This is a genomic window from Pseudomonas sp. GW456-12-1-14-TSB6 (assembly GCF_059424205.1).
Genome location: NZ_JBWKZE010000006.1, coordinates 77,148 through 90,153 on the forward strand (window position 1 = coordinate 77,148; position 13,006 = coordinate 90,153).

12 protein-coding genes are annotated in these 13,006 nt (G+C 61.7%); 3 read left to right on the top strand and 9 right to left on the bottom strand.

Features of this window, described 5'->3' with window-relative positions:
• The 7 genes from AC07Y2_RS07435 to AC07Y2_RS07465 form a co-directional block, all read right to left on the bottom strand.
• Positions 1-804, bottom strand: a complete 804-nt coding sequence (locus AC07Y2_RS07435; RefSeq protein ID WP_039764888.1) for an ABC transporter ATP-binding protein — start codon at positions 802-804, stop codon at positions 1-3.
• The gene (locus AC07Y2_RS07440) at positions 801-1,949 is read right to left on the bottom strand and encodes an ABC transporter permease (RefSeq protein WP_064592455.1); all 1,149 of its coding nucleotides are present in this window, start codon (positions 1,947-1,949) and stop codon (positions 801-803) included. The genes AC07Y2_RS07435 and AC07Y2_RS07440 overlap by 4 nt, the downstream gene beginning before the upstream one ends.
• 55 nt (positions 1,950-2,004) lie before the next feature.
• Entirely contained in the window at positions 2,005-3,033 is a 1,029-nt protein-coding gene (locus AC07Y2_RS07445; RefSeq protein ID WP_039764894.1) for a DUF5924 family protein, read from the bottom strand.
• Positions 3,034-3,108: 75 nt separating this feature from the next.
• Positions 3,109-4,500 carry a M16 family metallopeptidase gene (locus AC07Y2_RS07450; protein ID WP_103385823.1) on the bottom strand — a complete coding sequence of 464 codons (1,392 nt, stop codon included), beginning with the start codon at positions 4,498-4,500 and terminating at the stop codon, positions 3,109-3,111.
• A gap of 94 nt (positions 4,501-4,594) precedes the next feature.
• Positions 4,595-6,253 carry a Na/Pi cotransporter family protein gene (locus AC07Y2_RS07455; RefSeq protein ID WP_074689766.1) on the bottom strand — a complete coding sequence of 553 codons (1,659 nt, stop codon included), beginning with the start codon at positions 6,251-6,253 and terminating at the stop codon, positions 4,595-4,597.
• Between the two features lie 214 nt (positions 6,254-6,467).
• On the bottom strand, positions 6,468-7,235 hold the full coding sequence (locus AC07Y2_RS07460) for a TerC family protein (protein WP_039764900.1): 768 nt from the start codon (positions 7,233-7,235) through the stop codon (positions 6,468-6,470).
• 71 nt (positions 7,236-7,306) lie between these two features.
• Complete coding sequence (locus AC07Y2_RS07465; protein WP_007954069.1) at positions 7,307-8,614, bottom strand: CitMHS family transporter; 1,308 nt, start codon at positions 8,612-8,614, stop codon at positions 7,307-7,309.
• Positions 8,615-8,938: 324 nt separating this feature from the next.
• On the opposite strand from AC07Y2_RS07465, the gene AC07Y2_RS07470 reads away from it, so the two are divergent.
• The gene (locus tag AC07Y2_RS07470; RefSeq protein ID WP_103385822.1) at positions 8,939-9,340 is read left to right on the top strand and encodes a GFA family protein; all 402 of its coding nucleotides are present in this window, start codon (positions 8,939-8,941) and stop codon (positions 9,338-9,340) included.
• On the opposite strand, the gene AC07Y2_RS07475 is transcribed toward AC07Y2_RS07470, so the two are convergent.
• Positions 9,341-9,667, bottom strand: coding sequence for a DOPA 4,5-dioxygenase family protein (locus tag AC07Y2_RS07475; protein ID WP_103385821.1), 327 nt, complete (start codon positions 9,665-9,667; stop codon positions 9,341-9,343).
• An 84-nt stretch (positions 9,668-9,751) separates the two neighbouring features.
• On the opposite strand from AC07Y2_RS07475, the gene AC07Y2_RS07480 reads away from it, so the two are divergent.
• Entirely contained in the window at positions 9,752-10,411 is a 660-nt protein-coding gene (locus tag AC07Y2_RS07480; RefSeq protein ID WP_074689770.1) for an NAD(P)-dependent oxidoreductase, read from the top strand.
• Between the two features lie 4 nt (positions 10,412-10,415).
• Here AC07Y2_RS07480 and AC07Y2_RS07485 read toward each other — a convergent pair whose 3' ends face one another.
• Positions 10,416-11,366: a choline sulfate utilization transcriptional regulator gene (locus AC07Y2_RS07485; RefSeq protein ID WP_039764910.1), complete on the bottom strand. Its 951-nt coding sequence runs from the start codon at positions 11,364-11,366 to the stop codon at positions 10,416-10,418.
• Between the two features lie 114 nt (positions 11,367-11,480).
• Here AC07Y2_RS07485 and betC point away from each other — a divergent pair, with 114 nt between their 5' ends.
• The gene (gene betC / locus AC07Y2_RS07490; RefSeq protein WP_103385820.1) at positions 11,481-12,995 is read left to right on the top strand and encodes a choline-sulfatase; all 1,515 of its coding nucleotides are present in this window, start codon (positions 11,481-11,483) and stop codon (positions 12,993-12,995) included.
• Positions 12,996-13,006 lie beyond the last annotated feature (11 nt).

The following is a 13,006-nucleotide window of genomic DNA, read 5'->3' on the forward strand; positions in this document are numbered from 1 at the left end:
TCAGACCTCGTTGAGCTGTTTGGCGGCGTCCAGCGCCGAGCGGCCGCGAGGGCCGTGGAAGTATTCGTGAATCCACGCGTCGTCGGTTTCCGAGACCACGTCGATGGGACCGGCCACCAGCACCTTCTTCTGCGCCAATACCGCGACGCGGTCGGTGATGGTGTAGAGCGTGTCGAGGTCGTGAGTCACCAGAAACACGCTCAGGCCCAAGGCATCGCGCAGGGTCAGGATCAATTGGTCGAACTGCGCCGCGCCAATCGGATCGAGACCGGCGGTGGGCTCGTCGAGAAACAGGATGTCCGGGTCCAGCGCCAGCGCCCGGGCCAGCGCCGCGCGCTTGATCATCCCGCCGGACAGCGAAGCGGGGTACTTGTCCGCCGCCGACAGCGGCAGCCCGGCCAGCGCCAGCTTCACCGCCGCCAGATGCTCGGCGTCGTCGCGGCTCAGACCGGCGTGTTCGATCAGGGGCAGGGCGACGTTCTCGGTGACGGTCAGCGACGAGAACAGCGCGCCTTTCTGAAACAGCACACCGAAGCGCCGCTCGATCAGCGAACGCTCATGCTCCGGCAGGCTCGGCAGGTTCTGGCCGAACACCTTGACCATGCCTTCGCTGGGCTGGCGCAGGCCGACGATGCTGCGCAGCAACACCGATTTGCCGCTGCCGGAGCCGCCGACCACGGCCAGGATCTCGCCTTTGTACAAGTCGAGGTCGAGGTTCTCGTGCACACTTTGGCTGCCGAAGCGATTGCACAGGCCACGGACTTCGATCACCGCCTCGGAGGGCGCGCGGGGTAGACGACTCACCAGCCCATCTCCATGAAAAACAGCGCGGCAACCGCATCGAGCACGATCACCACGAAAATCGATTGCACCACGCTTGAGGTGGTGTGGGCGCCGACCGATTCGGCGCTGCCGCTGACCTTGAAGCCTTCCAGACAACCGATAGCGGCGATCAGGAACGCGAAGATCGGGGCTTTGACCAGACCCACCAGGAAATGTTGAATCCCTATGTCGCTTTGCAGCAGCGACAGGAACATCGCCGGCGAGATATCCAGCGACACCGCGCAAACCACCGCGCCGCCGACGATCCCGCAAATCATCGCGAGGAAGGTCAGCATCGGCAGCGCCACCAGCAGCGCCAGCACCCGCGGCACCACCAGCAATTCCATGGGGTCGAGGCCGAGGGTGCGAATCGCGTCGATTTCCTCGTTGGCCTTCATCGAGCCGATCTGCGCGGTGAAGGCACTGGCGGTGCGGCCGGCCATCAGAATCGCCGTGAGCAGCACCCCGAACTCGCGCAGGAAAGCGAAGCCCACCAGATCCACGGTGAACACGCTGGCGCCGAAACTGGCCAGCACCGTCGCCCCGAGGAACGCCACCACCGCGCCCACCAGAAAGGTCAGCAACGCGACGATGGGCGCAGCGTCGAGGCCGGTCTGTTCGATGTGGGCGATCATCGGCGTGATCCGCCAGCGCTTGGGCCGGAAAAGGCTGCGGGCGATGGTTTCGAGAATCAGGCCGACGAAGCCGAGCAATTGCAGGGTGTCTCGCCAGACCGTGTCGACGGCCCGGCCGATGCGCGTCAGCAGTTGCACGCTGACGCTGATTTCCGGTTCCTTGATCGGCACGCAGAAGTCGGTCAGCGAACGATACACAGTTTGCAGCAAGGCGCGGTCGGCGCTGGAAATCGTGCAATCGGGGTGTTCGGCGGACTTGCCCAGCCGCTCCGAGCCGAGCAGCTCCACCAGCAGCGACGCACCGGCGGTGTCGAGGGCGCCGAGGCCGTTGAGGTCGATGGGGGTGTTGGCGTCGTACTGGCCGTGGAGCGTTTCGCTCAGTTGCTTGAGGTCGGCGTAATGGGCAAGCGTCCAGTCCCCGGTCACCCGCAGGCGGGCAGGGGTGATCGAGGTGTCCAGGCGGGCACTGCCGGTCATTGGGCTGCTGGTCATAAGCTCCGTGCTTGTTCGGCTATCGAGACGAACCTACGTAATAGCACGAACCCGGTTACTTTTCTTTGGTCGGTGTGCTGTCCGTGACCTCGAAGCGCAGCACGCCAATCACCTGACCGTCCTCGGTCAACACTCGCACCTGCCACTTGCCCGCCGGGTTGCCGGGGAAGTTCTGCTTGTGGGTCCAGGCCCGGTAGCCTTCCTTGCGCCCGCCGTGGATGTCGAGGGCGATGCGGTCGACCTCTTTGCCGTTGAACTGCCAGACGTGATAAATCCGCTCGTCGAGCCCGCGCGGCGCGTTGATCGCGGTGTAGGCGTAGAGCCCGCCGCCACGGATCTGCTCGGCGCTGACTTCCTTGAGGCTGGCGCCCGGAACCCGGTCCTGCACCTGGGTGCTGATCGCCACGTCAGTCATCCACAGCGTCGCCGGCGGCACCCACGAACGCAGGACCCAGCCCACACCACCGATGCCGACCGTAATGCACAGGATCGCCAGGGCATTGCGCACGGTGCGGATCGGGAAGATCGACGCCAGGCTCGGGAACGACAACACCACCGCAATCCCCAGCGCCCATTTAAAACTCTGCGAAGTGGTCAGGTGCATGATCACCGGCAGCGCCGTGAGCAGGGCGGCAAACAGGGTCAGGGTGTGCAGCGCGAGGAACGCCCAGCGCCGTGGCGCCAGCCACTTGTAGTAGAGCGGGTCGACGATCGAGATCAGCGCCGCGATGCACAGCAGCCCGGTGAAAAACAGCTGGCCGCTGTTCCAGGTGGTGGTGATGAAGAAGAACGGCAGGACGAAAAACAGGCTTTCCTGGTGGATCATCTGCGTCGCGTAACGCAGCAGCGGCTGGGGGATTTCCCGTTTGAAGATTCGCGTGAACAGCTTGGTCAGGCTGTTTTCCAGCATCAGCCAGATCCAGCTCAGCAGCATGATCGTGGTGATCCAGCTCGCCAGCCCCTGTTGCCGGTCAACCAGAATGAAACTGCCGACCCCGGAGATGAAACCGCCGAGCGCAATGACCCCGGGGTAGCGCTTCATCAGTTCGAGAATGCGCTGGATCAGGAGGGTCAATTTAGACATTTGGGCGGTTCACGAGAGTCGAGGAAAAAACCCCGACAGAGTACCGCCCGCCGGGCCGTGTGGCGAGGCTGCCGGTCATTCCGGATGCACGGACTTGCGCCGATGCAGGCGCCAGCCGAGCAGAATCAGCACCAGCACGCCCAATCCGCCCGCCAGCAGCCACAACACCTGATCGTCGCTGAGCAGCGGTTTCTCGATCCGCAAATAGCCCGGTTGCAGCAACAACTCGCGCATGGCCTTGTTCGCCGCCTCCAGCGTCACGCCTTGCAGCTCCCGCGCAGGATCGGCAAAGCGGCCATCCTCGTAGTCGCTCAGCGCGCTCCAGTAATAGTCGGCCATGGCGCTGGTGCCTTGCACGGCCCAGGCCTGGTGGGCGATGGCGGCTTGTTTCAAGCGATTGAAGGTGTCGGCGTCGAGGCCGTTTTTCAGCAGGTCGGCCTTGAGGTCTTCCAGCACCTGCTCGGCTTCGGCGATATCGCCGCGATCCAGGTCGGCGTTGAGGCTCATGAAACCGACGCCGCCGAACACTTCGCGCTCGGCCCACGGCCCGTAGGACAAACCGTGGTTCAGGCGCAACTGGCGGTATAGCGCCCACTCCAGGTATTCCTTGAGCAGGTCGAAGGTTTCGTCGTACTGGTCGTCCAGCACCGGCTCCGGCACCAGCCAGTGCAGCTTGGCACTGTTGCCGATGAAGCCGCGAGTGATCGTGCGTTCGTGGGCAGCGCTGGCGCGGATGTCCGGCAACGGACGGTGTTCGCTCGGTTCGACCGCTTCAAGTGCGCCCCACGCCCGTTCCAGATAGGCCGGCAGCAGTTTGTCGAGGTCACCAACGACAATCAGGGTCATGTTGTTCGGCGCGTACCAGGCCTTGCGCACCTTCTCCAGCTGCTCGCGAGTCAGGCCATCGACTTCGGCCCGCTGCGGGCATTTCAGGCCCAGTTCAACCGCCAGTTGATTGCTCGCGGTGTGGCCCAGGTCCTGCCGGTCGAGGAAGCGTTGCAGCCGGGTGTAATGGCCGCCGTCCTCGCGCTCGACCACCCGTTTGGCCGCGTTGATCGCGTTGTCGTCGAAGCGGGTCTGGGTCAGCAGGTCCAGCAGCAGGTCGAGGACCTTGCGCTGGTTTTTCGCCGGGGCTTCGATGACGAACGTGGTGTCGGCGTTGCTGGTGAAGGCGTTCCAGTCACCGCCGAGTGCCTGCATGCGCTCTTCGAGACCACCTTCACCGGTGGCGTCGATGCCGCTGAACAGCAAGTGTTCGAGCAGGTGCGGCAGCTCCTTTTCATTGCAGTCGAAATCATCGAGACCGACGCCGATCACCAGCCGGATCGCCACGTGCCCACGCTCGGTGCCGGGCTTGAGCAGCAATTGCAGCCCGTTGGGCAGCGCATAGCCTTCGACCTGAAAACGATCCAGGGCGAAGGCGGGCAGGGAACCGAGCAGCAGACAAGCGAACAACAGGCAACGCATAACGAGCTTCCATACGGCTGAATTGGAGATCCGTGTCGTCAGTCCGGCCGCGAGGCCGAACCTTGAGTTACTGACTGACCACAACCCCAGACGTTCAAGGCGAATGCGTGATGTCCGCCATATCGTCCGCCGCCAGCGCGCCGGTATCGGAAGTTTCCAGCACCACATAGGCGCTGCTGCAGAACAGCGAGTTCAAACGTTTCATGTCAGCAATCAGCTCCAGGTGCAACGAACTGGTCTCGATACTCTGCACGATCTTGCGTTGCAATCGGCTGACATGGGCGTGGGCCAGACGCCGTTCCTGGGCGCGAAAGCGACGTTTCTCGCGCAGCAACTGGCGGGCGCTTTCCTTGTCGCCGCTGAGGAACACCGACAGCCCGAGCCGCAGGTTGGCGATCAATTGCTGTTGCAGCCCGGCCAGCTCTTCCAGTCCGTCTTCGGAAAACGACCGGCGTTGCGAAGTCTTCTGCTGCTGCACTTTGCGCAGCATGCGTTCGATCAGGTCGCTGGCCAGTTTGAGGTTGATCGCCAGCTCAATGATCTCCGCCCAGCGACGACTGTCCTGCTCGCCGAGATCTTCGCGGGGCATCTGCGCCAGGTACAGCTTGATCGCGCTGTACAGCGCTTCGACGTCATCGGTCAGCTTGCGCATTTCCTGAGTGATGGCGGTCTGTTTGCCGCGCAGCACGTCGAGGGTCGCGTCGAGCATGTTGTCGATCAGGTCGCCCATGCGCAGGGTTTCCCGGGCGGCGTTGGCCAGTGCCAGGCTCGGCGTGACCAGCGCGGTGGGATCAAGGTGGCGGGGCTTGGCGGTGCCGTTGACCTCCGGCCGCTCCGGCAGCAGCCAGGCACACAACCGCGCCATCGGCCCGACGCTCGGCAGCAGGATCAGGCAACGCGCGGTGTTGTAGAGCAGGTGGAACCCGATGACCATTTCCTGGGGGCTGAAATCCAGGCTGTCGATCCAGTGCACCAGCGGATCCAGCACCGGAATGATCAGCAACAGCCCGATCAGTTTGTACAGCAGGCTGCCCAGCGCCACCTGCCGGCCGGCGGCGTTCTGCATGCTGGTGCTCATGAACGCCAGCACACCACTGCCGATGTTGGCGCCGATCACCAGACCGATCGCCACCGGCAGACTGATCACCGCAGCGCCGGCGAGGGTGGCGGTCAGCAGCACGGCCGCCAGGCTGGAGTAGGAAATCATCGCGAACAGCGCGCCGACCAAGGCGTCGAGCAGGATATCGCCGGTCAACGAGGCGAAAATCACCTTCACCCCTTGGGCATGGGTGATCGGCGCAGCGGCCTCGACGATCAATTGCAGCGCCAGAATGATCAGCCCAAGCCCGATGGACACGCGGCCCATCTGCCCGAGCCGCGTCTGTTTGCGCGACAGAAAGAAAATCACCCCGATAAAAATCAGCAGCGGCGACAGCCACGACAGGTCGAACGTCAGCACCCGCGCCATCAGTGCCGTACCGACGTCGGCACCCAGCATGGTCGCCAGGGCCGGGGTCAACGCCATCAGGCCCTGACCGACAAAGGACGTCACGAGCATGGCAGTCGCGTTGCTGCTCTGCACCATCGCGGTCACGAGGATGCCGGCGACAAAGGCCAGCCAGCGTTTGGACATGTTCTGGCCGATCACGTGGCGCAGATTGGTGCCGTACACCCGCAGGATGCCGGTTCGAACGATATGCGTGCCCCAGATCAGCAGGGCCACGGCAGACAGCAAATTGAGCAGGGTGAGCATGCAGACCCCCTGTAATGGCAGCGCCCCAGAGGGGCAAGTGGACGGTACCGCGCAATTTCTACGTTCTGATACTTAAGCTGTAGTTGGCTAACGGTCTGGGCGCCAGCATTGCACAGCTAAAGCGGGGATTGAAACAAAAGTGTCATGAAAACAGGTTCATGCAGCCATGAAAAAAGGGCCCGAAGGCCCTTTGATCTGTTGCGCAGCATTCGGGTTACTGACCCGGAATATCCTTGCGCAATTTCACCGGATCCTGCTGTTTGCGTTTTTTCGCGATGGCGGTGCGCATCTTGATGTTGATCGCTTCGACCGCCAGCGAGAACGCCATGGCGAAGTAGACGTAGCCTTTCGGTACGTGCACGTCGAACGACTCGGCAATCAGCACGGTACCGACTACCAGCAGGAACGACAGCGCGAGCATTTTCAGCGACGGGTGCTTGTCGATGAACTCGCTGATCTTGCCCGAGGCCAGCATCATCACCAGCACGGCCACGATGATCGCCGCGACCATGACCGGAACGTGGGACACCATGCCGACGGCGGTGATCACCGAGTCCAGCGAGAACACGATGTCGATGATTGCGATCTGGATGATGGTGTAGAGGAAGTTGCCGCCCTTGCCCGAAGGCTCGTCGCCAGCTTCGTCTTCACCTTCCAGTGCGTGGTACATCTCCTGCGAGCTTTTCCACAGCAGGAACAGGCCACCGAAGAACAGGATCAGGTCGCGGCCGGAAATGCCCTGGCCGAACACTTCGAACAGGTCGGCGGTGAGGCGCATGACCCAGGTGATCGACAGCAGCAACAGGATCCGCGTGATCATGGCCAGGCCAAGACCGAAGATCCGGGTGCGCTGCTGCATGTGTTTGGGCATGCGGCTGACCAGGATCGAAATCATGATGATGTTATCGATGCCCAGAACGATTTCCAGGGCGGTCAGGGTGAAGAAGGCAACCCAGATCTCAGGGTTGGTCAGCCATTCCATGTGTATTCCTTTGAGCGAGTGTTAAACCAGGACGCCAGCAATCAGCTGGCGTCCGGGTGAGTTTGGTGCCGTTACAACGTGCTGAACAGCGGGAAAGTCCCCAACAACAGGGCGGCGACCAGTATGCACAGGCAGACCAGCACTGCCCACTTCAGGGTGAAACGCTGGTGATCGCCGAACTCGATCCCCGCCAGTGCGACCAGCAGGTATGTCGACGGCACCAGTGGGCTCAGCAGGTGAACCGGCTGACCGACGATCGAGGCACGGGCCATTTCCACCGCGGTGATGCCGTAATGGCTGGCCGCTTCGGACAACACCGGCAACACACCGTAGTAGAACGCGTCGTTCGACATGAAGAACGTGAACGGCATGCTCACCAGCGCCGTGATCACCGCCAGGTACGGGCCGAGGAAATCAGGGATCACCGCCAGCAGGCTTTTCGACATCGCATCGACCATGCCGGTGCCCGACAGGATACCGGTGAAAATGCCTGCCGCGAAGATCAGACTGACCACCGACAGCACGCTGCCGGCGTGGGCGGCGACGCGATCCTTCTGCATTTGCAGGCAAGGGTAGTTGACGATCATGGCAATACTGAACGCCACCATGAACAGCACCGGCAGCGGCAACAGGCCGGCGATCAGAGTGCACATCAGGGCCAGGGTCAGCAGGCCGTTGAACCAGATCAGTTTCGGACGGCGGGCATCCGGGAATTGCGAGACGCTGATTTCGCTGTGATCGATTTCGTCGCCGATCAGGTGCAGCTCACCCAGACGCGCACGCTCACGTTTGCCGTAGAAGTAGGCAATGATCAGGATCGCCACCACACCGGCAGCCATCGCCGGGATCATCGGTACGAAAATGTCCGACGGGTCCACGTGCAGCGCACTGGCGGCACGGGCGGTCGGGCCACCCCATGGGGTCATGTTCATCACGCCGCCGGCGAGGATGATCAGACCGGCCATGATCCGCGGGCTCATGCCGATGCGGCTGTACAGCGGCAGCATGGCGGCCACGCAGATCATGTAAGTGGTCGCGCCGTCACCATCGAGGGAAACGACGAGCGCCAGAACGGCGGTGCCGACCGAAACTTTCAGCGGGTCGCCCTTGACCAGTTTGAGGATCTTGCGCACGGCCGGGTCGAACAGGCCGGAGTCGATCATCAGGGCGAAATACAGAATCGCGAACATCAGCATCACGCCGGTCGGCGCAAGCTTGGTAATACCTTCGAGCATCATCGGGCCGATCTTCGGAGCAAAGCCACCGAACAGGGCGAACAGGATCGGGATGATGATCAGAGCGATCAGCGCAGACAGGCGCTTGGTCATGATCAGGAACATGAACGTGATGACCATGGCGAAGCCAAGGAAAGTCAGCATGGGAATACTCCAGGCGTAGCGCGGCTAGGTAAGTGAGCGGATCGGGTTGGATCAGCGCAGAACGGGAAGCACGAGGCGTACGGGCGGAGTCGGAGCGAGGAGGCGCGTTACAGAGGACATCAGAATCACCATTGTTGTTGTTAATTGGGCCTGTCGTGCGAGCAATCACACGCGTTGGCCAACCGGTCTGTTGCCGGCAGTGGGGGCGATCCTAATCGGGGAACCTTTCAGCTACCTTTCGCGCAAGAAAGCTTTGGGCGAACGGCCAACCGGCCGTCGGATGCGGGCTAGAGTCAATGAACACGGGAAGCGGAGGGCAGGGCGATGACTGAGTTGCACAGCGGTGGCTGCCATTGCGGACATATCCGCTATCAGTTCAGCGGAGCGTTGCACGACATCGCCCACTGTCATTGTTCGGTCTGTCGAAAGGTCAGCGGCGGCATCGTCACCACCTGGATCACGCTGCCGGCAGCGAACTTCCAGTGGCTGGCCGGGACGCCTTCGCGCTATGACTCGTCGACCAGTTGCGCCCGGTTCTTCTGTCCGAACTGCGGCGCACAACTGGCGCTGATAACGTTGCTCAGTCCCGAGAGCATCGACCTGACGATCGCCACACTGGATCATCCGGAGCAGGCCGCCGCAGAGCGGCATATCTGGACCGACAGCCAGTTGCCATGGCTGCACCTGGACGAGCATTTACCTGGCGAACCCGAAGAAACCATCTGATTAAAAAACAGACAGATCCAGCGGCCGCATCGCGCCCATCCAGATTGCATGGTCGGTGTGGTCGAGCAAGTCATCGCCGGTGTCCGGGTGCAGGAACACCACCAATCCCTTGCGATTGAGCGCCAGCCACGGCAGCACATCGCCGATCAGCTCCGGGCCGAAGGCCAGCTGGCAGCTCCAGTCCGGGTGCGGGCCGACCGGGCGCTCATGCACGCGGCCCATCTTCAATGGAAATAATTGCGCGGCCTGCTCACACAGCACCCGCGCCTGTTCGATCGTGCTGGCGTCGTAATAAACGTGGGCGTGATAACCCTTGATCGTCTGCATCGCAAACCCTCTGAATCGGTTCGAACCCTCGGCGCTGCCCGTATGTCACACGCCATACAAGGGAAAACAAAAGGGACCTCAGCCATGAAAAATGCCGAAACCCCGGCGGTGAAAGTGGTGCTCTATGGTGCCATGAGTAGCCTGGGCAGTGCGTTGATGGCTGAACTGCTGCGTCGCCAGCACGAAGTCATTGCCATCCTCGACGATCTGACGGCGCTCGCCCCACGGCCGGGGCTGCGCACCAAAAGCGGCGATCTGCTCGATGCCGAGCGGGTCAATCAGAGCGTGGCCGGCAGCACGGCAGTGATCTGCCTGCTGAATGCGCCGGGCTTGCCACTGAGCAGTGATCATGTCGAGAAATCCGTGGTGCTGGGGCCGGTGGAACAGGTGCTGGCGGTGGATGCACTGATCGATGGGCTACAGGCGGCAAACGTCTCGCGGCTGTTTGTCATCGGCGAATTCGAAGCACTGGACGATCCGGAAAACGCCGACCCGCTGCAACGCCACGCCGCTCTGGAAGTGCGCGAAGCCCTGCAAAGCAGCCCGCTGCACTGGACGCTGGTGAATGCACCGCGCAGCGTCGCCGGGCTGACGATCGAGCATTTCAATCAGGTCGGCCGCACGCTCGAACCGGGTCTGGCCGAACCGCTGGAGCGCCTGAACCGGGTAGCGGTGGGCATTGCCGATGAGCTGCGGCTGAATTTGCATCTGCGTCAGCACGTGGATTTTGTTGCCGCCTCTTGATCCGTTACACAGCAATCGAAGGCAACGGCAGCCCGGCCAGGGATTCGGCGCTGCTGGCTTGTTCGGCCATCAGCCAATCCACGAACGTCTGGATCAACGCGCCCCGGCGTTTGCGTTGCGGCAGCACCACGTAATAACCGAGGCGCGACAGGATGGTCTCAGCGATCGGCCGGCACAACAAACCCTGGGTGAGCAAGTTATCCACAAGGTGCCGCCAGCCGATGGCCACGCCCTGACCGCCAATCGCCGCTTGAATCAACAAAGTGTAATTGTCGAAGCGCAGTTGGCCCGGGGCCGGCGGTGTGCTGATGTTCAGCGCGCGAAACAGACCGCTCCAGTCGAACCAGTTGCTGCTGTTTTCCCCGCGCAGGTGCAGCAATGGAAACTCCATCAATGCCTGGGCGGGCATGGGCAGGGGACGATCCTTGAGCAATTGCGGGCTGCACACCGGGAATACTTCTTCGCTGAACAACCAGTGACTCTCGCCCTGTTTGAATCGACCGTCGCCGAAAAGCACGGCAACGTCGATATCTGGACGCAGCATGTTGTGATTGCGCTCGCTGGTGACCAGGCTCACATCCACCTGTGGATAAGCTTCATGGAAACGGTGCAGACGCGGCATCAGCCAATACGCGGCGAAGGCGAAATCGGTAGCGACCTGCAGTACTTCGTGCTGCTGTTGTGAGCTGATCGCGCTTAATCCCGCGTCGATATTCTGCAAACCAAGGGTAACTTGCTCGAACAGGATCGAGCCGACCTCGGTCAGTTCGATGCCCCGGTAGATACGATCGAACAGCCGTGTGCCGAGTTGCTCTTCCAGCCGTTTGATCTGCTGGCTGATTGCCGGTTGCGTCGTGCCGAGCTCCACCGCCGCAGCGGTAAAACTGCGATGACGGGCCGCCGCCTCGAAAGCGCGCAGCAGGTCGAGCGACAAATCACCGAGGGCTTCATACATAAGCTGTGCTTATCCTAGTCATTGTCCGGCGCGGGCTTTACCGGATATTGCGTGGACTCCATGCTCGATCGCAGCAATGTCGCATAAATATTCACTATGGAATGCCGCGATCACATGAAGCGCAAGAACATTCTTTTCATCATGGCCGATCAAATGGCCGCGCCAATGTTGCCGTTCTACGGCCCGTCGCCGATCAAACTGCCAAATCTCAGCCGCCTCGCCGAACAAGGCGTGGTATTCGATGCCGCTTACTGCAACAGCCCGCTGTGCGCACCGTCGCGTTTCACCCTGGTCAGCGGCCAGTTGCCGAGCAAGATCGGCGCCTACGACAACGCCGCCGATTTCCCCGCCGACATTCCTACCTACGCCCATTACCTTCGCCGCCTCGGCTATCGCACCGCGCTGTCGGGCAAGATGCATTTCTGCGGCCCCGATCAACTGCACGGTTACGAAGAGCGCCTGACCAGTGACATTTATCCGGCCGACTACGGCTGGGCGGTGAACTGGGACGAGCCTGATGTGCGGCCGAGCTGGTATCACAACATGTCTTCGGTGTTGCAGGCCGGGCCGTGCGTGCGCACCAACCAGCTCGACTTCGACGAAGAGGTGGTGTTCAAGGCTCAGCAATATCTGTTCGACCATATTCGCGAGGATGGCGACCAGCCGTTCTGCCTGACCGTGTCGATGACTCACCCTCACGATCCGTACACGATTCCCAAGGCGTTCTGGGATTTGTACGACGATGCGGATATCCCGCTTCCTACGACATCGGATCAGCATTCACTCGACCCGCACTCCCAGCGATTGCTCAAGGTCTACGACCTGTGGGACAAGCCGCTGCCTGTGGATAAGATCCGCGATGCGCGCCGCGCGTACTTCGGTGCATGCAGCTATATCGACGCCAACGTCGGCAAACTTCTGCAAACCCTCGAAGATTGTGGGCTGACGGACGACACGGTCATCGTGTTTTCCGGTGACCATGGCGACATGCTCGGCGAGAAGGGCCTCTGGTACAAAATGCACTGGTACGAAATGGCCGCGCGAGTGCCCCTGTTGATAAGTGCGCCCAGTCAGTTCAAATCGGGCCGTGTCAGCGCTGCAGTCTCCACCGCCGATCTGTTGCCGACCTTTGTCGAACTGGCCGGCGGCAACCTGGAACCGAATCTGCCGCTCGACGGCCGTTCGCTGGTTCCGCACCTGCAAGGGCAGGGCGGTCACGACGAAGTGTTCGGCGAATACATGGCCGAAGGCACCGTCAGCCCGCTGATGATGATTCGTCGTGGCGCCTTCAAATTCATCTACAGCGAAACCGACCCTTGCCTACTCTTCGATGTGGATAACGATCCACGCGAGCAGGAAGAACTCAGCCAATCGCCACAACATCGCCAGCTGTTCGACGACTTTCTTGCCGAAGCGCGGGCCAAGTGGGACATCCCGGCAATCCACCGCGAAGTCCTTGAAAGCCAGCGTCGCCGGCGTTTTGTCGCCGAGGCGCTGACGATCGGCAAACTGAAGAGCTGGGATCACCAGCCGCTGGTGGACGCCAGTCAGCAATACATGCGCAACCACATCGACCTCGATGACCTGGAGCGCAAGGCCCGTTATCCACAACCCTGCCAAAACCAATAACGTTAAGGGGA

Bases quoted from the DNA above. Each gene is read 5' to 3' on its own strand.
- AC07Y2_RS07480 (WP_074689770.1), top strand. From the start codon at position 9,752: ATGAAAAATGCCGAAACCCCGGCGGTGAAAGTGGTGCTCTATGGTGCC.
- AC07Y2_RS07455 (WP_074689766.1), bottom strand. From the start codon at position 6,253: ATGCTCACCCTGCTCAATTTGCTGTCTGCCGTGGCCCTGCTGATCTGG.
- betC (WP_103385820.1), top strand. From the start codon at position 11,481: ATGAAGCGCAAGAACATTCTTTTCATCATGGCCGATCAAATGGCCGCG.
- AC07Y2_RS07460 (WP_039764900.1), bottom strand. From the start codon at position 7,235: ATGGAATGGCTGACCAACCCTGAGATCTGGGTTGCCTTCTTCACCCTG.
- AC07Y2_RS07465 (WP_007954069.1), bottom strand. From the start codon at position 8,614: ATGCTGACTTTCCTTGGCTTCGCCATGGTCATCACGTTCATGTTCCTG.
- AC07Y2_RS07440 (WP_064592455.1), bottom strand. From the start codon at position 1,949: ATGACCAGCAGCCCAATGACCGGCAGTGCCCGCCTGGACACCTCGATC.
- AC07Y2_RS07450 (WP_103385823.1), bottom strand. From the start codon at position 4,500: ATGCGTTGCCTGTTGTTCGCTTGTCTGCTGCTCGGTTCCCTGCCCGCC.
- AC07Y2_RS07470 (WP_103385822.1), top strand. From the start codon at position 8,939: ATGACTGAGTTGCACAGCGGTGGCTGCCATTGCGGACATATCCGCTAT.
- AC07Y2_RS07485 (WP_039764910.1), bottom strand. From the start codon at position 11,366: ATGTATGAAGCCCTCGGTGATTTGTCGCTCGACCTGCTGCGCGCTTTC.
- AC07Y2_RS07445 (WP_039764894.1), bottom strand. From the start codon at position 3,033: ATGTCTAAATTGACCCTCCTGATCCAGCGCATTCTCGAACTGATGAAG.
- AC07Y2_RS07475 (WP_103385821.1), bottom strand. From the start codon at position 9,667: ATGCAGACGATCAAGGGTTATCACGCCCACGTTTATTACGACGCCAGC.